Genomic DNA, 20,249 nt, shown 5'->3' with positions numbered 1-20,249 from the left:
CCGCAGTGCGCTGCGTGCTGTTTATGATCGAAGTGCTGCCGTTGATGTCCGAAGGGGTTGGGACGCAGCTGCGGTTGCGGCCTCCGCGGGCACTGTCGGCCAGGCAATTCGTGCAGCTGTTCGCAGTGTTGGCGGGAACGATGTGGTTATTTGCAGGCCTGGGGTGGTGGACCGGCAATGCGTTCGCGCCGGTGTTTGCCCTGGTGCACAGTGGTGTGGTGGCGCTGGCGCTGCGGCAGTTGTGGCGAAGTGGCGAGCGCGAGGAAGCGATCCGGGTGGGGGAGGCCGTTGTCGAGGTGTTTCCGTCCGGGCATGCGCCACCAGCGTTTCAGGCACATCCGCACTGGGTGCGGCTTTGCATCGAACGCGATGACAGGGTGTTGCTGGTCAGCAGCGGCAAGCAGATCGAGATCGGAAGTTTTCTCGGGCCGGCCGAACGTGTGGAACTGGCAACAACGCTCAAACGCTTGCTCGCGGCCGCCAATGGCCGTCACCGATGACGTAAGGGTCTAGGCAATGACGCAACGCAGCAGCTGGAAGTCGATCAACACCTGCAAACACGTGGGCCTGGCGATGGCGGCGCTGCTGAGCGCGCCGGTGGCCTGGGCGCAATCGGCCGATCCAAAGGAATGGCAGCTCAATATGGGGCGCGGGGTGACCCAGACCGCGCGCATGGCCTACGAGGCGCATATGGTGGCGCTGTGGGTGTGCGTGGTGATTGGCGCGCTGGTGTTCTCGGCGATGGGCTATGCGATGTTCAAGTTCCGCAAGTCCAAGGGGGCGGTGGCTGCGCAATTCAGTCACAACACCACCGCTGAAGTGTTGTGGACGGTGATTCCGGTCCTGGTGCTGATCGCGATGGCGTGGCCAGCAACGGCAAAACTGATCGCGATGTACGACACCCGCGAATCGGAAATGACGGTCAAGGTGACCGGTTATCAGTGGATGTGGAAGTACGAATATCTGGGCCAGGGCGTGGAATTCACCAGTCGCCTGGCACGCGAATCCGATCGTATCCGCCAAAGCGGCGAGCGCCCCACCGCAGCCTCGCAGCCGCATTACCTGCTGGATGTCGACAACCGCCTGGTGCTGCCGGTCAATACCAAGATCCGCTTCGTGATTACTGCCGACGATGTGATCCACGCGTGGTGGGTGCCGGCGCTGGGATGGAAGCAAGATGCGATTCCCGGCATCGTCAACGAAGCCTGGACCAATATCGAGCAGCCGGGCGTGTATCGCGGGCAGTGCGCAGAGTTGTGCGGCAAGGATCATGGCTTCATGCCGATCGTGGTGGAGGCATTGCCCAAGGCTGACTTCCAGCGCTGGCTGGCGTCGCGTCGCAGTGCGTCAGGCGCAGCGCCGGAAGCGGCGCCAGCCGCCGCACCGGAAGCGGCGCCAGCCGCCGCACCGACGCCGGCCGGTGCACCGGCCGCCCCGGCAGGTGACACCGCGCCGGCTGCGGCACCGGCACCGGCCGCAACACCGACCGCCGCTCTTTAATCGCCCGCAACCGCTCGCTTCGCAGAGGTCGTTCCGTCATGGCGCATACCGCAGTCGATCACCACGGACACCACCAGCCCGGTTTCGTCGAGCGCTGGTTCTTTTCGACCAATCACAAGGATATCGGCACGCTGTACCTGCTGTTTTCCTTCGTGATGTTCATCATCGGCGCGGCGATGAGCGTGGTGATTCGCGCCGAATTGATGCAGCCCGGCTTGCAGTTCGTCAAACCGGAGTTCTTCAACCAGATGACCACCGTGCATGCACTGGTGATGATCTTCGGCGGCGTGATGCCGGCTTTCGTCGGTTTGGCCAACTGGATGATTCCGTTGCAGATCGGTGCGCCGGACATGGCGTTGCCGCGCATGAACAACTGGTCGTTCTGGTTGCTGCCGGTCGCCTTTACCCTGCTGCTGCTAACGCTGTTTCTGCCGGGGGGCGCGCCGGCCGGCGGCTGGACGCTGTACCCACCGCTGTCGCTGCAGGGCGGCTACAACGTCGCCTTCAGCGTGTTTGCGATCCATGTGGCCGGCGTCAGTTCGATCATGGGCGCGATCAACATCATCGCCACTGTGCTCAACATGCGCGCGCCGGGCATCGATCTGCTGAAGATGCCGATCTTCTGCTGGGCCTGGCTGATCACCGCGTTCCTGCTGATCGCGGTGATGCCGGTGCTGGCCGGTGCAGTGACCATGTTGCTGACCGACAAGTTCTTCGGCACCAGTTTCTTCAACGCGGCCGGCGGCGGCGATCCGGTGATGTACCAGCACATCTTCTGGTTCTTCGGGCATCCGGAGGTCTACATCATGATCCTGCCGGCGTTCGGCGTGGTCAGCGAGATCATCCCGACCTTCAGCCGCAAGCCGTTGTTCGGCTACCAGGCGATGGTGTACGCCATCGCAGCGATCGCGTTCCTGAGCTTTATCGTGTGGGCGCATCACATGTTCACCGTAGGCATGCCGCTCGGTGGCGAAATCTATTTCATGTTCGCCACCATGCTGATCTCCATCCCGACCGGGGTGAAGGTGTTCAACTGGGTCAGCACGATGTGGAAAGGCTCGCTGACCTTCGAGTCGCCGATGCTGTGGGCCGTGGCCTTCGTGATCCTGTTCAGCATCGGAGGCTTTTCCGGGCTGATGCTGGCGATCGTGCCGGCGGACTTCCAGTATCACGACACCTACTTCGTGGTGGCGCATTTCCACTACGTGCTGGTGACCGGTGCAGTGTTCGCGTTGATCGCGGCGGTGTACTACTGGTGGCCCAAGTGGACCGGGCGGATGTACAACGAGACCTGGGCCAAGGTGCACTTCTGGTGGACGATGGTGTTCGTCAACCTGCTGTTCTTCCCGCAGCACTTCCTTGGCTTGGCCGGCATGCCGCGGCGCATTCCCGACTACAACGTGGTGTTCGCCGACTGGAACCTGGTCAGTTCGATCGGTGCGTTCGGCATGTTCGTCACGCCGTTCCTGATGGCCGCGATCCTGCTGTCCTCGCTGCGCAGTGGCGCACGTGCACAGGCGCGCTCCTGGGAAGGCGCCAAGGGCCTGGAGTGGACGGTGCCGTCACCCGCCCCGGCGCATACCTTCACCGTGCCGCCGGTGATCAAGCCTGGAGATCTTGCGCATGAAGACATCGGCCACTGAGTCCGCCTCGGAGCCGGCGGTGACGCGTCTGCTATCTGCTGCGGAACGGCAGGCGCAACAACGCCGCGCCGTGCGTCGCACCGCGATCACGGTCGGCATCATTGCGTTGCTGATCTATGCAGGCTTCATCGCCTCGGGAGTCATCGGGCGGTGAGTGCACGCGCGCCCGCACGCGCGCCGACGGCCGGCTTGTTCAAGCTGCTGGGCGTGGTGCTGGGCGTGTTCGTGCTGACGTTCTCCCTGGTGCCGCTCTACCGCATCGCCTGCGAGAAAGTGTTTGGCATCCGCATGGAACGTGCACCCGGCAGCACGCGCGCGAACGCGGGCGCGCCACCTGTCGCCGGCAAGCGCACGGTGCGCGTGGAGTTCGATGGCGGGGTCAACTCCAAACTGCCGTGGACCTTCCATCCCGAACAGATGACGATGGATGTGGTGCCGGGCGAGCTCAACGAGGCGCTGTATTTCGCGCGCAACGATGGTGCACGTGCGGTGGTGGGCAGTGCGGTGCCCTCGGTTGCACCTGCGCGTGCGTCGGGCTACTTCAACAAGACCGAGTGCTTCTGCTTTACCGCGCAGACCTTGCAGGCCGGCGAAACGCGTGACATGCCGTTGCGTTTCATCGTCGACCCGGCACTGCCGCCGGAAGTCACTACGATCACCCTGTCCTACACGTTCTATCGCAACGACGCGCTGACCTCCGAACTGCAGGGCGGAGGCGCAGCTGGCGCGCCACGCGCTGCGCCGTAACCTTCCATCCACCCGCACCACGACACGGAAGCAACGCCATGGCCGATCACAGTCCCAACGCCGATGCGTATTTCGTCCCGAGCCAGAGCAAATGGCCCTTTGTCGGGTCGATTGCCATGTTCGTGATGATGATCGGCGTGGCCAGCTGGCTCAACGACGCGGCGTGGGGACGCTGGACCTTCTTCGCCGGCGTGGCAATGCTGCTGGCGACGTTGTTCATGTGGTTTGGCGATGTCATCCGCGAATCCAATGCCGGGCATTACAACCGCCAGGTGGATGGTTCGTTCCGCATGGGGATGGTGTGGTTCATCTTTTCCGAGGTGATGTTTTTCTGCGCTTTCTTCGGCGCGCTGTTCTACACGCGTGTGCTGACGCTGCCGTGGCTGGGCGGGGAAGGCGACGGCGTAATGACCAACGAGCTGCTGTGGAACGGCTATTCCGCTGCCTGGCCGACCAATGGCCCGGGCACCATCGGAGGGCAGTTTCAGACCATCCCGGCCTGGGGCCTGCCGCTGATCAATACGCTGATCCTGCTCAGCTCCGGCGTGACCTTGACCATCGCCCACCATGCGCTCAAGGGCGGGCGCCGCGGCGCGCTGCTGTTGTGGCTGGGGTTGACCGTGCTGCTGGGCTGCGTGTTCTTGTTCCTGCAAGCCGAGGAATATATTCACGCCTATACCGAGCTCAATCTCACGCTAGGCTCGGGCATCTATGGCTCGACCTTCTTCATGCTCACCGGTTTCCATGGCATGCACGTGCTGCTGGGCACGATCATGCTGGCGGTGATGTGGCTGCGCGCGGCGAAGGGGCACTTCAGCCGCGACAACCACTTCGCCTTCGAAGCGGCCGCATGGTATTGGCACTTCGTCGACGTGGTGTGGCTGGCGCTGTTTCTGTTCGTGTATGTACTTTGAGGGCGGGGATTGGGGATTGGGGATTGGGGATTGGTGATTCGGGATTCGTAAAAGCGGCAGGCTTTAGTTTTTACGAATCCCCAATGCCGAATCCCCAATCCCGGCTCCTCAGCGGCCGATGCCATGCGGCTTGATCCAGCCGGTATAGATGCCGAGGATCACGATGGCGATCAGCGCCACCGATAGGCCGATGCGCCAAGTCAGGGCGTTGACGGTGCGCTTGGTCTGGCCGCGGTCGGTCAGCAGGTAGTAGAGGCCGGCGCCCAGGTTCCATAGGATCACGATCAGGAAGGCGACAATCAGCAGCGTCTTGAGCGAATCGTTCACAACAGCCCCGGGTGCAGTCGGCGTGGTGATGGCATTGCACGCCTTTTTGCGTCGCTTGTCATGACGCGCAAGCACACGGCGGTATTTGGCTGGTGTCTGGCGTTGCTGGTGAGCGCGGGTTTTGCGGCGCTCGGGCATTGGCAATTGCAGCGCATGCACAGCAAGCAAGCCTTGCTGGACCGTGCCGCGCATGTGCGCGACACCACGCTGCCCTTGGCACAGGCGTTGGCGACGCCGAATGAGTTGGCATGGGTGCGTGGGCAAGTGCGTTTTTTGCCGCAACTGGTCTTGCTGGACAATCAGCTGCATGACGGGCGTGCCGGTGTGCGCGTGTATCAACTGGCAGCGCCTGAAGGCGTGTCGACCGACGTGCTGGTGGATCTGGGTTGGCTGCCACTGCCGGCCGATCGGCAGTTGCCCGGCATCGTTGCACTGAAAGACGTGCAGACGGTGCAGGGGCTCTTGAGCGCACCGCCGTCGGCGGGGCTGGCGATCGGACCGGCGCTGGCGCCTGGGGGTGCGGCGCAGACCTGGCTGGCCACGCGACTGGATCTGCAGGCCCTACGCAGCACGCTGGGCAGGCGCGACATTTCGTCGCAGGTCCTGCGTCTGGACCCTGCACTGCCGGTTGGCTACACGCGCGATCTGGACATGCTGCCAAACACGCTGCCGCCCGCGCGGCACTTGGGTTACGCGGTGCAATGGTTCGGGTTGGCCGCCGCGGTCCTGGCGACCGCAACGCTGCTGACATGGCGTGCGCGCCGTCGCGGCCGCGGGCACTGACGCCTGCGGCATGAGAAAATCGCCCGCATGACCTCCTCCACATCGGCTACGCTGCATTCGGTCAAACGCGGCCGCAGGATGCTGATTGCCCTGGCGGTGCTGTTCTTCGGCTCGATGTTGCTGGCCGGCGTGCTGCGCTTCTCCGGATGGCAGCCGGCGTCGATGCGCAACAACGGCGAACTGCTGCAGCCGCCCGCAGATCTGCGGGCGCTGGTGCCAGTGCGCGCGAACGGGAAGCCCTATGCCTGGACGCCGAGCGAGCGCATCTGGCGCATTGCGGTGGCGCCGCCGGCCGATTGCATGCAGCAGTGCGTGGCGTTGGCTGCAGAGCTGGACAAGGTGTGGCAGCTGCTCGGGCATCGCGCCGACAAGGTGGAGGTGCTGTGGATCGGCGCGCCGCCGGCCGGGTTGCCGCCGATGCCTGCACTGCGCGTGCTACGCGACGATGCCCGCCTGCGCCAGGCATTGCCGCGCGGCACCGATACGGCCGGCGTGCCGGTGTATGTGATCGACCCCAATGGCTTTGTGATCCTGCGGTATGCCCCCGGCTTCAAGCCGGCCGGCCTGCGGTCGGATCTGGTCAAGCTGCTGAAACTGATGTGAGCCCGTTTCGATGAACCTGTTTGCGCCACCGGCGTTGTTCCGTCACTTCCATCGCATGGCCTGGCTGGCCGCGCTGTTCACTGCGAGCACGATTTTGTTCGGGTCGTTCGTCCGCTTGTCCGATGCCGGCATGAGCTGCCCGGACTGGCCGACCTGCTATGGCCGCGTGACCTGGCCGCAGACCAGCGACGAAGCCAACACGCACGTGGCCAGCAAGATCCGCCCGCTGGAATCGCACAAAGCCTGGCGCGAACAGGTCCACCGCTTCCTGGCCGGTGCGTTGGGCGTGGAAGTGCTGGTGTTGTCGTTGCTGGCGGTGCGTCGCCGTCGCATGGGCATTGCCCAGGTGGTGTCGGCCGCGCTGCTGGTGGCGTTGTCGATCCCGCTCTACATGTCCGGCTGGCATGCCGTGGCCTTCGGTGTGGCGATCGCCGGCGAGGCCATCCTGCTGCTGGCGGCATTGCGCTGGAGCAATATCGATCTGGCGCGTGCAGCGGTGCTGACGCTGGCGGTGGTGATCTTCCAGGCCTTGCTGGGCATGTGGACGGTGACGTTGCTGCTCAAGCCGATCGTGGTGATGGGGCACCTGCTGGGCGGCATGCTGATGTTCTCGCTGCTGGTGTGGATGGCGTGGCGTGTGACGCATCTGCCGATCACCCTGGCCGACGCCTCGCGCTTGAAGTGGCTGCTGCGCCTGGGCGTGGCAGTGCTGGGTCTGCAGATCGCGCTCGGTGGCTGGGTCAGCGCCAACTACGCCGCGCTGGCGTGTGGCGGCGGCAGCTGGTCGGCCGACAATTTTCCGCGTTGCGTCAGCCAGTGGTGGCCGCCACACGATTTCCGTGAAGGTTTCACGCTGTGGCGCGGCATCGGGGTGGATTACGAAGGCGGTGTGCTGGATGGCGCGGCGCGTATCGCCATCCAGATGGCGCACCGGCTGTGGGCGATTGCGACCGCGTTGTACTTATGGTGGCTGGCCTGGCGCTTGTCGCGGTCGCCGGGGATGCGGGTGTGGGCTGCGGCGCTTGCGCTGCTGGTCGCCGTGCAGGTGACGCTGGGCATGCTCAACGTGAAGCTGGCGCTGCCGCTGGAGGTCTCGGTCATGCATAACGGCGGGGCGGTGGCGTTGTTGTTCGTGCTGGTCTCGCTGCTGGCGCGGCTGCGCGCGCCGGAGTGAGCATGGCCGTCAGCGCACGCGATTACTGGGATCTGACCAAACCCAAGGTGGTGGCACTGATCGTGTTCACCGCGTTGGTGGGCATGTTCCTGGCCATTCCCGACATGCCGACCTGGGTGCAGGTACGCACCGGCGCACTGGGCTTCCTGGGCATCTGGCTGGCGGCTTCAGCGGCGGCAGCGATCAACCAATTGCTCGACGCCAAGATCGACGCACAGATGGCGCGTACCTCATGGCGCCCGCTGGTGGTGGGCAAGGTGCGGCCCTGGCAGGTGCTGGTGTTCGCCGGTGCGCTGATCGTGATCTCCATGACCATTCTGGTGGTGTGGGTAAACGTGATCACCGCGGTGCTGACCTTCGCCTCGCTGATCGGGTATGCGGTGATCTACACCGTCTACCTGAAGCGTGCGACCTCGCAGAACATCGTGATCGGCGGGCTGGCCGGTGCCACGCCGCCGATGCTGGGCTGGGCAGCGGTGACCGGGCTGCCGACCAGCGCCGACTGGATCAATGCCTCGCTGCTGGTGCTGATCATCTTCATCTGGACGCCGCCGCATTTCTGGGCGCTGGCCATCTTTCGTCGCGCCGATTACGCCAAGGCGGCCATCCCGATGTTGCCGGTGACCCACGGTGTGCCGCATACGCGCAAGCAGATCCTGGTGTACACCGTCTTGCTGGCGATCGTGACCTTGGCGCCGGTGGCGGTGGGCATGAGCGGGGTGTTCTATCTGGGCGGTGCCGTCGTGCTCAATGCGGTGTTCCTCTGGTACGCCTGGCGCATGCTGAACCCGCCGGACGAACTGTTTTCGATGAAGATGTTCGGCTATTCCATCGTGTACCTGATGGCGCTGTTCGCCTTCCTGATGGTCGACCATCTGCTGCTGCCGTGGGTGCGCTAGTCGCTGCAGTGGGACGAGCGGCAACGCGATAGCGCTGCCCCAATGATTGCGTTGGCCACCGGCGGAGGGTTGGATCACGCCTGTAGCGCGCCACCCGCGCCTGCGGCGTGTGGCGAAAGGGCGCCGGATGAGGTGCAACGTGCGCCGCGTCGAGCTCACCAGCGGCGTCCACGTCAGCAGACGCCGCGGTTTGCTGCTTACAAACCTTTGATCATCACGCCTTGCCGGCGCGCGGCAGCGCTGTGCCGGCTCAACTCAGCCAAGCGGCGCACTCGCTGGTAGTTTTGCTGTCGCAGCTGGACTGCATTTTCTGCTGCAGCCGCTCCAGTACTGCGCCGCCTTCGCGGCGGTGCTTGCTCCATATCTTCAATTCGTTGCCCAGGGTGGCGAAGCGCTGACGGGTGCGTTGCCGGTAACCCTCCGGTTGGCCGGCCAACTCGCCGATCACCTGGGTGGCGGCGCCCTCGATGCCGGCGGTGTCGTCGGGGCTGAGCCGGATCAGCCCATCTACGTACATCACGCCCCATTGCACGCGCGTGGCGGGGCCCTGCGCGCTGTCGTAGGCCCGTTTGAGCCACAGCAGGGCGGTCTTCTTGTCGCCGCGTTGTTCGGCCAGATCGGCCAATTCGGGCATGTAGTAATACGGCGTCTTGCTGCGCGACAACTCGGCCAGCAGCAATTGCTCTGCCGCGCTGCCATCGCCGACCTCGCTCAGCAACGCGGCGGCCGTGCTGATGGTGGATTGGCGCTCCTCGTCGGTCTTGGCGGTGTCGGTGGCCCACTGCACGCGCTGGTGCACCACCTCCACCACGTCTTTCGGCAGCGGCGGTTGCTGGCGTTTGGGCTCGGCTTCGGTTTCGGTTTCGGTGGGCTGGCCTTGTGCCAGGCGTGCCAGCTGGATGCGTGCATATGCGGTGCCAAGCCGGTCGGAGATCGGCAATGAAGGATCGGCGTAGACCTTGTCCAAGGCCTGATTCAGCGCGTTGGAGAGCGTGCTGCGCACGCCTGCGTCGTTGCTGGCGGCGGTGATCAGACGCGCCGGCACATAGTTCAGCGTGCCGAGATTGGCGCGCACTTCTGCCGGGTCGGCCAATACCGCTTCCAACAGCGTGCGGTTGGCGCTGCTGGCAGCCGGTGGGTGTCTGGCGGCACTGATGGCGGCCAGGGCGAAGCTGCGTTGCAGGGCTGGCTGTGGCGCCGAGGTGGAGAGCCGGCCGAGCACGTCGGCGGCTGCATCGGGTTTGACCAGCCTATCGTCGGTGCCCCAGGCGTAGTTGCCGAGCACCGCCCAATCGTCCGCGCTGAGCTGTTGTGGTGTGTGCAGCGCCCTGTCGAGCAACTGCTGGGCGGTACTGGTGCTCTTGGCCGCAACCCGCAACACCTCTGCCAGGCGCGCGTTATCGGCATCGCCGGCCAGCCGGGTGATTTCGCTGCGATCTGGGCGTAGCACGATGATGGTGGGATAGGCCTTGACCCCGAAGCGCTCGCCCCAGGCCTGCGCGCCCTCCGAATCGCCGTCCAGGTGCACGGCAACGAACTGCTGGGTGCGCGCGATGAAGGCCGGATCCTTGAACAGCGTGGCCTTGAGGCGATTGCAGGGCGGGCACCAGGCTGCGCCCCAATACAACAGAATCGGCTTCCCGCTGTCCTTGGCTTCGGCAAAAGCGTCTTCCACATCGCCCTCGCGCCAGGCGATGCGGGCAGCAGGTGCCGGCGTGGACGTTGTCTTGGACTGCGCGGGCGCCGCAGGCGGTGCTGGCGTGTCGCAGGCAGTCAGCGCAGCCAGCACTGCCAACAGCGCGATCAAGGACGGGGAAGGGTGTCGCAGCGATAGCGTCATGGCAAATCACCGTGGGGGCGGCAGAAGGTCGATCGCGCACTCTAGCGGCCGCTGGCGGGCCCAGGCGGGCGTGCGTCATTACCGTTGTACATCTGCTTACAACCCGGATGCGCGGCGATGCGAACTGCTGTCATGCGATACGCAGCGGGCAGGTGCTGGCGCGGCGCAGCGTCAATGGCGCTCGGTTGCGCCTTGCGGCTGGCCCGATGCGCTGCGCGCATAACGTGCCGCCACAACGGCGCAGACGATCAGCTGCAGCTGGTGATACAGCATGATCGGCAACACGATCGCGCCCAGCCCGCCGCCGGCAAACATCACCTTGGCCATCGGCACGCCGGTGGCCAAACTCTTTTTCGAGCCGCAGAAGACGATGGCGATTTCATCGGCGCGGCCGAAGTGCAGGCGCCGGGCGATGAAGGTGATCGAAAGCATCGCCATGGCCAGCAACAATCCTGCAACGGCGAGGACCGCCAGCAGCGCAGGCAGCGGCGTCTTCTGCCACAGCCCTTCGTTCACCGATGCGCTGAAGGCGGTATAGACCACCAGCAGAATGGTGCCTTGATCGGTGTAACGCAGCACGGCGCGGTGACGTTCGACCCAGCCGCCGATCCACGGACGCATGAAATGGCCGGCCAGAAACGGCACCAGCAACTGCAGCAGGATCTTGCCGATCGCCTCGGCCGGATGCGCCATGGCACCCTGGCTGCCGACCAGCGCGCCCATCAGCAACGGGGTGAAAAACACGCCCAGCAGGCTGGAAAGCGACGCCGCGCAGACCGCGGCCGGTACATTGCCGCGCGCCATCGAGGTGAACGCGATCGAGGACTGCACCGTGGACGGCAGCGCGCACAGGAACAGCACGCCGACATACAGCTCCGGCGTCAGTGCCAGATGCGCCAGTGGTTTGAACAACAGCCCCAGGAGCGGGAACAGCACGAAGGTGCAGCCCAGAATCACCAGATGCAGGCGCCAGTGCAGCGCGCCAGCCTTGACCGCTTCGCGCGACAGCCGCGCGCCGTGCAGGAAGAACAGCGCGGCGATCGCCACATCGGTGACATCGTCCATGACCGCCGCAGCCGTGCCCGAGACCGGGAGCAACGAGGCCAGTGCGACCGTGCACAGCAGCGCGAGGGTGAAGGGGTCAATGCGCAACCGCGCCAGCAGCTTCTTCATCGAGGTCCAACGGTAGCGCGCGATCTTGCGCCTGGTATGGGCCATTCTACGATGCGTGCAGGCCTTGGCTGTGGCATCGACGTCACCGGTCACGCCTGGAACGGCACGGCAGTGCGCGATTGCCGTGCGCTGCCTTCAGCCAGGCAGCACTGCATCACAACGCTGCGAGCGCCTTGAGCAGTTCGCGCATTTCGTATTTGTCGGTGTCGTCCAGCCCTTGCGCACGCTGTTTGGCCTGCAGCTCTTCCACGCGTTGACGCAGCAACTGTTTGTCGAGCTGGGCGACGACGTCATGCAGCTCAAGCGTCCAACTGTGTTCGTCGCCGGGAAGCTCCTGCGCTGCCAGCTTCTGCAAGGCAGCAAGTTCCTCGCGCTCGGCGAAGTGCTCCAGCAGCGCGCCGGTACTGATTTCCGGGCGTTGCCGCACCAGATCCAGCAACTCCATCAACAAGTCGATTCCGGGCAGGCGCAGCCCGGAAAAATCATGCACGCCCTCCAGGCTCATCGCCAAGGACGGCCGCTGCAGCAGGATGGCGATGGACGCACGCACCAGGCTGCGTTTCTGCGTGGGCGCGCCCATGCGGGCAGGCGGCCGTGGCCTGGGTGCGGACTGCTGCGCAGACGCAGTGGCACCCACGCCGGTCAGGCGCGCCAGTTCCTGCCGCATCAGATCGCCGAACGCGCCTTCGGGAATCTGCGCCAACAGCGGGCGCGCTCGTTCGGCCAGGCGCGCCTTGCCGTCGAGCGTGTGCAGGTTGATCTCACGCGACATCTCGTCGAAGAAGAACTGCGACAGCGGCGTGGCCTGTTTCAGGCGCTGATCGAAGGCTTGCGCGCCTTCCTTGCGCACGATGGTGTCCGGGTCCTCGCCATCGGGCAGGAACAGGAAGAACGCCTGGCGGCCATCCTTCATGCGCGGCAGTACCGATTCGAGCGCGCGCCAGCCGGCCTTGCGCCCGGCGTTGTCGCCATCGAAACAAAAGTACACATCCGGCGCGTTGCGAAACAGCAGCTCGGCATGTTCGGGCGTGGTGGCGGTGCCCAGCGTGGCCACCGCCTGGGTCACGCCGAACTGGAACAGCGAGACCACGTCCATGTAGCCCTCCACCACGATCAGCCGCTCGATCTTCTGATTGGCCTGGCGCACCTGCCACAGGCCATACAGCTCGCGGCCCTTGTGGAACAGCGCGGTTTCCGGCGAATTGAGGTACTTCGGGCCCGGGTCGCGACCATCGGCCGGCGCGCCCAGGATGCGCCCGCCGAAGGCGATCACCCGGCCGCGGCGGTCGAAGATCGGGAACATCACCCGGTCGCGGAACTTGTCGTACACATGGCCGCGATCGTTCTTGGAAAACAGACCGGCGCGTTCGAGCACGCTCATGCGGCGCGCATCGGTGCCCAGGGTGTCCTTCAGTGCGCTGTAGCCGTCGGGCGCGTAGCCGATCTGGAAACGCGCGCGATTGTCGGCATCCACGCCGCGTCCGTCCAGATACGCGGCGGCGCGTGCGTTGCCCTCGAGCTGGCGCTGGAAGAACTTGGTGGCCGCCTCCAGGGCCGAATACAACTCGCGGCTGTCGTCCTGCTGTTGCGGGGTGCGTTGCTGTGTCTCGCGCGGGATCTCCATGCCGGCACGCTTGGCCAGCTCGTCGACCGCATCGAGGAATTCGAGGCGGTCGTAATTCATCAGGAAGCTGATCGCCGTGCCGTGCGCGCCGCAGCCGAAGCAGTGATAGAACTGCTTGGTCGGCGAGACCGTGAACGAGGCCGAACGCTCGTCGTGAAACGGGCAGCGCGCCGAATACTCCTTGCCCTGACGCTTGAGCGGCACCCGGCCGCCCACCACCTCGACGATGTCGGTGCGTGCAAGCAGTTCGTCGATAAACGCGTCGGGGATACGGGCCATCCCGCTAGGATATCCCAGCGGCCTGCCAGCACCTGGTCGCCATCGCCGATGAAGCCGGCGAGGCAGGCACTGCAGCAGTCCTCAGCCGCGTGGCAGCGCGTGCGAGTCCGACGTTGAAGATGCAGGCGCCGTATCGGCAGGCGGCACGATCACCGGCGGATGCTCCGGGTCCACGCCCGCCTCGCGCAGCTTGCGATGCGAGCGCACCCGCTCGTCGATCACCGCGGTGATCAAGGCGCCGACGAAGAACACCACCGAGGCGTAGTACATCCACACCAGCAGGATGACCAAGGTCCCCATCGAACCGTAGGCGCTGCCCGGCGCTGCGGTGGCGATGTATACGCCGATGGCGTAGCGCCCCAGCGCGAACAACACCGCGGTGATGACGCCGCCCAGGAATGCCTGGCGCCAGTCGACGGTGCGATCGGGCAGGTAGCGATACAGGAACGCGAACGCCAGCGAGTACAGGGCCAGCGTGGTCACGTAGCCGACCGCTGGCAGGACCGAGGGCAGGCGCGCAAAGACCACCTGCAGTGCGGTGGTGGCAATCATCGACACGATCAACAAGAAGCCCAGCGCCAGGATCACCCCGAACGAGAACACCCGCTTCTGCAGCCAAGCCATCAAGCCATCCAGGCGTTGCTTGTCGGTGCGGAAGATCAGGTTCAAGGCGTTCTGCAACTGCGCAAACACCGCCGTGGCGCCGATGAACAGCAGCAGCGTGCTCCACACGCCGGCCAGCGAGCCAACACCAGGTTGGTCGGTGGCATTGCGAATGATGGTCTGTGCGACTTCGGCCGCGCTGCCGCCTGCCAATTGCCCGATTTGCTGTACCAATGCCTCTTGCGCTGGCGGATAGAGCGAGGCGGTCAGCCACAACAGCAGCACCAGCAGCGGGGCCAGCGACAGCAGCGCGTAGAACGACAGCGACGCCGCCTGCGTCATCACGTCGATCTCGATGAAGCGGTTCAGCAGCGCCATCGGCACGCTGCGCTGCAGACGGCTCAGATGCTTGTGCAGATAGGCAGATGAAAGCGTCGTCACCGGCGGGAGAATCCTTGGCGCATACCGTTGCTGCGCAGGCGACGTCGAAGCAAAGTCGGTATGCGGAAGGACCTTGCCCATGCCTGCGCTGGCGCACCCGTTCTAGCAGGGCCGGATCGAAGGACGGGTGAAAGCGTGCACGCGTTTTGGGCAAGCAGGAGGCGGCGCACCTGGTAGGCGCAGTCTGTCGCGCGTGGAAGCAACGTGCGCGGCGTATCTGTCAGCGCGTTCAATGTGCGCCAGGTGCCGATGGACCTGTACTGGCGCGTGTGCTTGGCACTGCCGGATGTCTACGCGACGACAGGGGCGCAGCTGTGCGAAGCGCTTGGTCCGCCTGCTGGGCCGGACGCATTTGAGGAAGGCAGTGCGCCTTGCCTGATGCATTGCGTGTGGCAGATATGCAACGGCCTTTGCGCTGCAGCGGCGTCATGCAGCATCCCTGCCCGTTGGACGATCCGCCTTCCAGTGGGAAAGCCGCTCGGTGATGCAGCAGGCAGTGCCGCAGCGCGCGCCGCGCACCAGTCGCAGCGCCCTGGCCGTGGCACAGGGCGCTGCGGCGATCCATCAGCCTGCCAGCTGCTGCTTGACCAGGGTCGAGACCAGGCCCATGTCGGCCTGACCGGCCAGCTTGGGCTTGAGTGCGCCCATCAGCTTGCCGATATCGGCCGGGCTGCTTGCACCGGTCTCGGAGATCGCGGCCCGGATGGCGGCCACGATCTCGGCTTCGCCCATCTTGGCCGGCAGATAGCGCTCGATCACCACGATCTCCTCGCGCTCGATCTGTGCCAGGTCATCGCGCGCGGCGGCTTCGAACTGGGTGACCGAGTCCTTGCGCTGCTTGACCATCTTGTCCAGTACGGCGATCACGGCGGCATCGTCCATCTCGATGCGTTCGTCCACTTCCTTCTGCTTGATGGCGGCGTTGATCAGCCGGATCACGCCCAGGCTGTGCTTGTCGCCGGACTTCATCGCGGCCTTCATGTCATCGGTGAGCTGCTGCTTCAGGGACATGCGGTAACTCCTGAGTGTAGGTATCGAGTGTGGCCAAGGCGCCCAAGCGGGCTGGGGACCTCGGTCGAAGGAGGGTCGGGCGTGCGTGGAGAGATGCCGTGCGGCGCGTCGCGCGGATTGCCTGATGTCTCCAGCGCCATGCCTTGTGGCAGGCCAATACAAAAAGCCGGCGACGCTTGCGCGTGCCGGCTCTTGGGTTCGCTCCCGCTAGGTCGCGCCTTCAGCGCAGACCCACCGGCAAGGAACCGCGGACGATCAGTACAAGCGCTGGCGCTTGGTGACGTCGCGCGAGGAACGACGCAGCTGACGCTTCACGGCAGCGGCAGCCTTACGCTTACGCTCCTGGGTCGGCTTTTCATAGAACTCGCGCTTGCGGGTTTCGGCCAGCACGCCGGCCTTTTCGCAGGTGCGCTTGAAACGACGGAGCGCAAATTCGAAGGGCTCGTTCTCGCGGACTTTAACGCTGGGCATGTGTTCTCCAGAAATGGGATTTCCGTCCGGGAGCCCCGGGCGGGTGCGAGCGGACTCGCGTGACGGAATTTCCGGGTTGCCCCGGTGAGCCGGGCATTATAACGACTTGCCGACGGCCTGCAAGCCCCCGGCAGCATTTGCCGCCGCGACATCGATAAAGCGTGCATTCGGGACGTATGCGGCCAGTACGGCAGCGCGGCGCAGCATCTTGCCATCGGCCGATCTGCGCAGCGCAAAAGCTGCGAAAATAGTGGCATCTCCCTGCATGCCGAGCTGCCGTGAAAGTCCTTGGGATCGAATCATCGTGCGATGAGACCGGTGTGGCGGTCTACGACACCGCATTGTCGGGTGTGCCGGCGCTGCGCGCCCACGCGGTCTACAGCCAGATTGCGCTGCATGCCGAATACGGCGGCGTGGTGCCCGAGCTGGCCAGCCGCGACCATGTGCGCAAGCTGCTGCCGCTGATCCGTCAGACCCTGGGCGAAGCCGGGTTGAGGATCGACGAACTCGATGGCGTGGCCTATACCGCCGGTCCGGGCCTGGTCGGGGCCTTGCTGGTCGGTGCCGGGGTGGCGCGCTCGCTGGCCTGGGCACTGGATGTGCCGGCGATCGGCGTGCATCACATGGAAGGCCACTTGCTGGCGCCGCTGATGGAGGACGACCCGCCGCAGGCGCCGTTCGTGGCCTTGCTGGTCTCCGGCGGGCACACCCAGTTGGTGTCGGTAAAGGCCCTGGGGCAGTACGAGGTACTCGGCGAGACGCTGGACGATGCGGCCGGCGAAGCCTTCGACAAGACCGCCAAGATGATGGGCCTGCCGTACCCGGGTGGCCCGCAGCTGGCGGCGCTGGCCGAAACCGGCACGCCGGGGCGCTACAAGTTCGCGCGGCCGATGACCGACCGGCCCGGGCTGGATTTCAGTTTCAGCGGGCTCAAGACCCAGGTGCTGCTGGCCTGGCGGTCCAGCGACCAGTCCGACACCACCCGCGCGGATATCGCGCGCGGCTTCGAGGACGCGGTGGTGGAAACGCTGGCCATCAAGTGCCTGCGCGCGCTGGACGCGGCCGGCTGCAACACCTTGGTCGTGGCCGGCGGCGTGGGCGCGAACAAGCGCCTGCGCGCGCGCCTGCAAGAGGCTGCCCAGCGCCGCAGTGGCCGGGTCTGTTTCCCGCGCCCGGCCTTGTGCACCGACAACGGCGCGATGATCGCCTTCGCCGGCGCGCTGCGGCTGCAGGCCGGCGAGTACGCGGATGCGGCGGTGCATGTGACGCCGCGGTGGGATATGGCGAGCCTGCCGCCGCTGGCGGCGGAATCGGGAATCGGGAATCGGGAATAGGAAGAGCGGTACCCCGATCCTGTTAGTGCTGCGTGTTATTGCCCTTGCTTCTCCCCACTTCCAATTCCCGACTCCCTATTCCCATGGATAAAGTGTTTATTGAAGGTCTCGACATCGATGCGCTGATCGGCATCTACGATTGGGAGCGGCGCATCCGCCAGACCTTGCGGTTCGATCTGGAGATGGGTTTCGACAACCGCATACCGGCGGCCAGCGACGACATCGCCGATACGCTGAACTACAAGGCGGTGAGCAAGCGCTTGATCGAGTTCGTGCAAGCCTCGAACTTTGGGCTGGTGGAGACGCTGGCCGAGCGCTGCGCGGCGCTCGTGCTGGACGAATTCGGCGTGCACTGGCTGCGATTGAAGTTGAGCAAGCCGGGGGCGGTGCGCGGCGCGCAGGCCGTGGGAGTGATCATCGAGCGGGCACGGGCGATCTGATTGCCGCCTGGACGCCCTGCTGCCGGCCATTTCACTTCAGGGCGCCAAGCCTGGAGGGCTGGGACGCGTGGCGCAGAGGCTGCGCCGCCGCGGCTCCCCGGCGCGCACGATGCGCTGCAACCGGCCTCGACAAATCCCCGAATCTCAATTCCAGCCCTCAAAACTTGCCTGCGCGTGGGTGCGTCAGGCTAGAATTGACGGCCATGTAAACGTTTTCTCAAGGATCTCATGGCTGCTGATCGCATCGAAACCCTGATTGCCCGGATGACCGTCGAAGAGAAGGTCGGACAGTTGGGTGTGTTCGCCGACATGGTGCGGCCGTTCGCGCCGGACGTGAATCCCGAGGCCAATGTGCGCAATGCCGACGAGGTGTTGCAGCAGGTGCGCGAGGGCCGGGTCGGCTCGCTGTTCAATGGTGTGGGCGCCGCGCTGGGCGTGCAGATCCAGAAAGTCGCCGTGGAAGAGAGTCGCCTGGGCATCCCGGTGATCCTGGCCGCCGACGTGATCCACGGTATGCGTACGGTGTTTCCGATCCCGCTGGGCGAGGCGGCCAGCTTCGAGCCGGCGTTGGCCGAGCGCACCGCGCGCGCCACCGCGATCGAGGCCACCGCTGCCGGCCTGCACTGGACCTACGCGCCGGCCGTGGACATCGCCCGCGACCAGCGCTGGGGTCGTGGTGCCGAAGGTGCCGGCGAAGACGTGATGCTGGGCACGGTCTTTGCCGCTGCCCGTGTGCGCGGGTTCCAGGGCAGCGACCTGACCGCCCACGATTGCCTGCTGGCCACGCCCAAGCATTTCGCCGCCTATGGCGCGGTGGCGGCAGGCATGGAATACAACACAGTGGACATCGCGCCGCAGACGCTGCGCGATGTGCACTTGCCGCCGTTCAAGGCCGCCTTCGATGCCGGCGCATTGACCGTGATGTCGTCCTTCAACGACATCAACGGCGTGCCGGCCAGCGCCAACCACGAGTTGCTGACCGAGATCCTGCGTGGGGAATGGCAATTCCCCGGCGTGGTGATTTCCGATTACACCGCCGACATGGAATTGATCGCCCATGGCTATGCCGCCGATGAGCGCGACGCGACCAAGAAGGCTTTCCTGGCCGGTCTGGACCTGAGCATGCAGAGCGGCTTTTATGCCGCGCACCTGCCCTCGCTGGTGGAAAGCGGCGAGGTGCCGATGGCCACGCTGGATGCCAGCGTGCGGCGCATCCTGCAGCTGAAAGACGCGATCGGGCTGTTCGACAATCCGTATCGCTCGCTGGACCCGGCGCGCGAAGCCGATACCACGCATCTGCCGGCGCACGATGCGCTGTCGCGCGATGCGGCGCGGCGTTCGATCGTGCTTTTGAAAAACGAAGGCGCTGTGTTGCCGCTGAAGAAGAGCGGCCAGCGCATCGCGTTGATCGGCCCGTTCGTGCAGGACCGCGAGAACATCGAGGGCTGCTGGACCTTGTTCGGCGACAAGGAACGCTACGTGACCCTGGAGCAGGGCGTGCGTGCGGTGGTCGGCACCGAAGATCTGAGCGTGGTGGCCGGCTGCGGACTGGAGGAGGCGCTGCCGGGTGGCATTTCCGCCGCGATCGATGCGGCGCAGGCGGCCGATGTGGTGGTGCTGGCGTTGGGCGAGCCGCAGCGCTTCAGTGGCGAGGCACAATCGCGCACCGAGATCGTCTTGCCGCCGGCGCAACAGGCACTGGCCGAAGCGATTGCAGCGACCGGCACTCCGATGGTGGTGTTGTTGCGCAATGGCCGCGCGCTGGCCTTGAGCGGTGCGGTGCGCGATGCCGACGCGATTGCCGTGACCTGGTACCTGGGTACCCAGACCGGGACCGGCGTGGCCGATGTGCTGTTCGGCGACTACAACCCGTCGGCGCGTCTACCGATCAGCTTCCCGCAGGCGACCGGGCAGCAGCCGTACTTCTATAACCATCTGCGCACCGGGCGCCCGGAATTGCCGACCCTGTCCGAGTACAAGGCCCGTTGGCGCGAGATGCCGAACGAACCGTTGTATCCGTTCGGACATGGCTTGAGCTACACCACGTTTGGTTATGCGCAGCCGCAGTTGAGCGCGGCGCAACTGGGCTGGGATGAGACGCTGACCATTAGCACGCGCGTTACCAATACCGGCAAGGTCGCAGGCGAGGAAGTGGTGCAGTTGTATGTGCACGATCGCGTGGCCAGCCGCGTGCGCCCGGTGCGCGAACTCAAGGGATTTCGCAAGGTGTTGCTGCAGCCCGGCGAGAGCCAGGACGTGGTGTTCACCCTGGAGCGCGACGCGCTGGCATTCACCAACCACAAGGGCGTCTTCGGTGCGGAGCCGGGTTTGTTCGATGTGTGGGTGTGCGCGTCGGCCAAGAGCGGCGATGCCGTCACCTTCGAGCTGCTGGAGCGCCGATAGCGGCGCGCTTGGCACTCTTCGCGAGTCATCAGCGCCGATC

Annotated in this window: 21 protein-coding genes; 13 read left to right on the top strand and 8 right to left on the bottom strand. The window is 65.3% G+C overall.

What is annotated here, in order from left to right; genetic code table 11:
- Positions 1–23 precede the first annotated feature (23 nt).
- The 6 genes from FLG15_RS19210 to FLG15_RS19185 are packed head-to-tail and all read left to right on the top strand — an operon-like array spanning position 24 to position 4,804.
- Positions 24–500, top strand: coding sequence for a DUF2244 domain-containing protein (locus FLG15_RS19210; protein WP_017157717.1), 477 nt, complete (start codon positions 24–26; stop codon positions 498–500).
- A 16-nt stretch (positions 501–516) separates the two neighbouring features.
- The gene (gene coxB, locus FLG15_RS19205; RefSeq protein ID WP_150147077.1) at positions 517–1,500 is read left to right on the top strand and encodes a cytochrome c oxidase subunit II; all 984 of its coding nucleotides are present in this window, start codon (positions 517–519) and stop codon (positions 1,498–1,500) included.
- 38 nt (positions 1,501–1,538) lie between these two features.
- On the top strand, positions 1,539–3,143 hold the full coding sequence (gene ctaD / locus FLG15_RS19200; RefSeq protein WP_005911527.1) for a cytochrome c oxidase subunit I: 1,605 nt from the start codon (positions 1,539–1,541) through the stop codon (positions 3,141–3,143).
- The gene (locus FLG15_RS19195; RefSeq protein WP_003484652.1) at positions 3,124–3,297 is read left to right on the top strand and encodes a hypothetical protein; all 174 of its coding nucleotides are present in this window, start codon (positions 3,124–3,126) and stop codon (positions 3,295–3,297) included. The genes ctaD and FLG15_RS19195 overlap by 20 nt, the downstream gene beginning before the upstream one ends.
- The gene (locus tag FLG15_RS19190) at positions 3,294–3,890 is read left to right on the top strand and encodes a cytochrome c oxidase assembly protein (protein ID WP_057679190.1); all 597 of its coding nucleotides are present in this window, start codon (positions 3,294–3,296) and stop codon (positions 3,888–3,890) included. The genes FLG15_RS19195 and FLG15_RS19190 overlap by 4 nt, the downstream gene beginning before the upstream one ends.
- A gap of 38 nt (positions 3,891–3,928) precedes the next feature.
- On the top strand, positions 3,929–4,804 hold the full coding sequence (locus FLG15_RS19185) for a cytochrome c oxidase subunit 3 (protein WP_005911522.1): 876 nt from the start codon (positions 3,929–3,931) through the stop codon (positions 4,802–4,804).
- A gap of 108 nt (positions 4,805–4,912) precedes the next feature.
- On the opposite strand, the gene FLG15_RS19180 is transcribed toward FLG15_RS19185, so the two are convergent.
- Positions 4,913–5,131: a twin transmembrane helix small protein gene (locus FLG15_RS19180; protein ID WP_017157720.1), complete on the bottom strand. Its 219-nt coding sequence runs from the start codon at positions 5,129–5,131 to the stop codon at positions 4,913–4,915.
- Positions 5,132–5,191: 60 nt separating this feature from the next.
- Between FLG15_RS19180 and FLG15_RS19175 the strand changes: the two genes are divergently transcribed.
- Genes FLG15_RS19175 through cyoE form a run of 4 tightly spaced genes read left to right on the top strand, consistent with a single transcriptional unit; the run spans position 5,192 to position 8,590 of the window.
- Positions 5,192–5,914: an SURF1 family protein gene (locus FLG15_RS19175; protein ID WP_057679191.1), complete on the top strand. Its 723-nt coding sequence runs from the start codon at positions 5,192–5,194 to the stop codon at positions 5,912–5,914.
- Positions 5,915–5,941: 27 nt separating this feature from the next.
- Entirely contained in the window at positions 5,942–6,517 is a 576-nt protein-coding gene (locus FLG15_RS19170; RefSeq protein WP_057687135.1) for a redox-active disulfide-containing membrane protein, read from the top strand.
- 10 nt (positions 6,518–6,527) lie between these two features.
- Positions 6,528–7,691, top strand: a complete 1,164-nt coding sequence (locus FLG15_RS19165; RefSeq protein ID WP_150147074.1) for a COX15/CtaA family protein — start codon at positions 6,528–6,530, stop codon at positions 7,689–7,691.
- Between the two features lie 2 nt (positions 7,692–7,693).
- Positions 7,694–8,590, top strand: a complete 897-nt coding sequence (cyoE, locus tag FLG15_RS19160; protein ID WP_039573380.1) for a heme o synthase — start codon at positions 7,694–7,696, stop codon at positions 8,588–8,590.
- A gap of 250 nt (positions 8,591–8,840) precedes the next feature.
- Here cyoE and FLG15_RS19155 read toward each other — a convergent pair whose 3' ends face one another.
- The 7 genes from FLG15_RS19155 to FLG15_RS23605 form a co-directional block, all read right to left on the bottom strand.
- Positions 8,841–10,430: a thioredoxin family protein gene (locus FLG15_RS19155; protein WP_057677427.1), complete on the bottom strand. Its 1,590-nt coding sequence runs from the start codon at positions 10,428–10,430 to the stop codon at positions 8,841–8,843.
- A 171-nt stretch (positions 10,431–10,601) separates the two neighbouring features.
- Positions 10,602–11,648, bottom strand: coding sequence for a bile acid:sodium symporter family protein (locus tag FLG15_RS19150; protein ID WP_057677428.1), 1,047 nt, complete (start codon positions 11,646–11,648; stop codon positions 10,602–10,604).
- Positions 11,649–11,757: 109 nt separating this feature from the next.
- Positions 11,758–13,506: a DNA primase gene (gene dnaG / locus FLG15_RS19145; RefSeq protein WP_057677429.1), complete on the bottom strand. Its 1,749-nt coding sequence runs from the start codon at positions 13,504–13,506 to the stop codon at positions 11,758–11,760.
- Between the two features lie 81 nt (positions 13,507–13,587).
- A complete protein-coding gene (locus tag FLG15_RS19140; protein WP_033473887.1) occupies positions 13,588–14,550 on the bottom strand; it encodes a YihY/virulence factor BrkB family protein in 963 nt (320 codons plus the stop codon).
- A 564-nt stretch (positions 14,551–15,114) separates the two neighbouring features.
- Positions 15,115–15,561: a GatB/YqeY domain-containing protein gene (locus FLG15_RS19130; RefSeq protein ID WP_039573394.1), complete on the bottom strand. Its 447-nt coding sequence runs from the start codon at positions 15,559–15,561 to the stop codon at positions 15,115–15,117.
- A gap of 255 nt (positions 15,562–15,816) precedes the next feature.
- Positions 15,817–16,032, bottom strand: a complete 216-nt coding sequence (gene rpsU / locus FLG15_RS19125) for a 30S ribosomal protein S21 (RefSeq protein WP_002808376.1) — start codon at positions 16,030–16,032, stop codon at positions 15,817–15,819.
- A 96-nt stretch (positions 16,033–16,128) separates the two neighbouring features.
- Positions 16,129–16,335: a hypothetical protein gene (locus tag FLG15_RS23605; protein WP_139790970.1), complete on the bottom strand. Its 207-nt coding sequence runs from the start codon at positions 16,333–16,335 to the stop codon at positions 16,129–16,131.
- Here FLG15_RS23605 and tsaD point away from each other — a divergent pair.
- The 3 genes from tsaD (at position 16,311) to FLG15_RS19110 (ending at position 20,209) form a co-directional block, all read left to right on the top strand.
- Positions 16,311–17,366, top strand: coding sequence for a tRNA (adenosine(37)-N6)-threonylcarbamoyltransferase complex transferase subunit TsaD (gene tsaD, locus FLG15_RS19120; RefSeq protein ID WP_057677430.1), 1,056 nt, complete (start codon positions 16,311–16,313; stop codon positions 17,364–17,366). The genes FLG15_RS23605 and tsaD overlap by 25 nt on opposite strands.
- 83 nt (positions 17,367–17,449) lie before the next feature.
- Positions 17,450–17,806, top strand: coding sequence for a dihydroneopterin aldolase (folB, locus tag FLG15_RS19115; protein ID WP_017157731.1), 357 nt, complete (start codon positions 17,450–17,452; stop codon positions 17,804–17,806).
- A 228-nt stretch (positions 17,807–18,034) separates the two neighbouring features.
- Entirely contained in the window at positions 18,035–20,209 is a 2,175-nt protein-coding gene (locus FLG15_RS19110) for a glycoside hydrolase family 3 N-terminal domain-containing protein (protein WP_150147071.1), read from the top strand.
- Positions 20,210–20,249 lie beyond the last annotated feature (40 nt).

Origin of the sequence: Xanthomonas phaseoli pv. dieffenbachiae, assembly GCF_008639345.1 — a bacterium.
Classification (GTDB): Bacteria; Pseudomonadota; Gammaproteobacteria; order Xanthomonadales; family Xanthomonadaceae; genus Xanthomonas; species Xanthomonas phaseoli.
This window is presented reverse-complemented; position numbering and strand designations above follow the sequence as displayed.

Bases quoted from the DNA above. Each gene is read 5' to 3' on its own strand.
- FLG15_RS19210 (WP_017157717.1), top strand. From the start codon at position 24: ATGATCGAAGTGCTGCCGTTGATGTCCGAAGGGGTTGGGACGCAGCTG.
- cyoE (WP_039573380.1), top strand. From the start codon at position 7,694: ATGGCCGTCAGCGCACGCGATTACTGGGATCTGACCAAACCCAAGGTG.
- FLG15_RS19155 (WP_057677427.1), bottom strand. From the start codon at position 10,430: ATGACGCTATCGCTGCGACACCCTTCCCCGTCCTTGATCGCGCTGTTG.
- FLG15_RS19110 (WP_150147071.1), top strand. From the start codon at position 18,035: ATGGCTGCTGATCGCATCGAAACCCTGATTGCCCGGATGACCGTCGAA.
- FLG15_RS19185 (WP_005911522.1), top strand. From the start codon at position 3,929: ATGGCCGATCACAGTCCCAACGCCGATGCGTATTTCGTCCCGAGCCAG.
- dnaG (WP_057677429.1), bottom strand. From the start codon at position 13,506: ATGGCCCGTATCCCCGACGCGTTTATCGACGAACTGCTTGCACGCACC.
- FLG15_RS19165 (WP_150147074.1), top strand. From the start codon at position 6,528: ATGAACCTGTTTGCGCCACCGGCGTTGTTCCGTCACTTCCATCGCATG.
- coxB (WP_150147077.1), top strand. From the start codon at position 517: ATGACGCAACGCAGCAGCTGGAAGTCGATCAACACCTGCAAACACGTG.
- FLG15_RS19170 (WP_057687135.1), top strand. From the start codon at position 5,942: ATGACCTCCTCCACATCGGCTACGCTGCATTCGGTCAAACGCGGCCGC.
- FLG15_RS19175 (WP_057679191.1), top strand. From the start codon at position 5,192: ATGACGCGCAAGCACACGGCGGTATTTGGCTGGTGTCTGGCGTTGCTG.
- FLG15_RS19150 (WP_057677428.1), bottom strand. From the start codon at position 11,648: ATGGCCCATACCAGGCGCAAGATCGCGCGCTACCGTTGGACCTCGATG.
- FLG15_RS19130 (WP_039573394.1), bottom strand. From the start codon at position 15,561: ATGTCCCTGAAGCAGCAGCTCACCGATGACATGAAGGCCGCGATGAAG.
- rpsU (WP_002808376.1), bottom strand. From the start codon at position 16,032: ATGCCCAGCGTTAAAGTCCGCGAGAACGAGCCCTTCGAATTTGCGCTC.
- FLG15_RS23605 (WP_139790970.1), bottom strand. From the start codon at position 16,335: ATGATTCGATCCCAAGGACTTTCACGGCAGCTCGGCATGCAGGGAGAT.
- folB (WP_017157731.1), top strand. From the start codon at position 17,450: ATGGATAAAGTGTTTATTGAAGGTCTCGACATCGATGCGCTGATCGGC.
- FLG15_RS19195 (WP_003484652.1), top strand. From the start codon at position 3,124: ATGAAGACATCGGCCACTGAGTCCGCCTCGGAGCCGGCGGTGACGCGT.
- ctaD (WP_005911527.1), top strand. From the start codon at position 1,539: ATGGCGCATACCGCAGTCGATCACCACGGACACCACCAGCCCGGTTTC.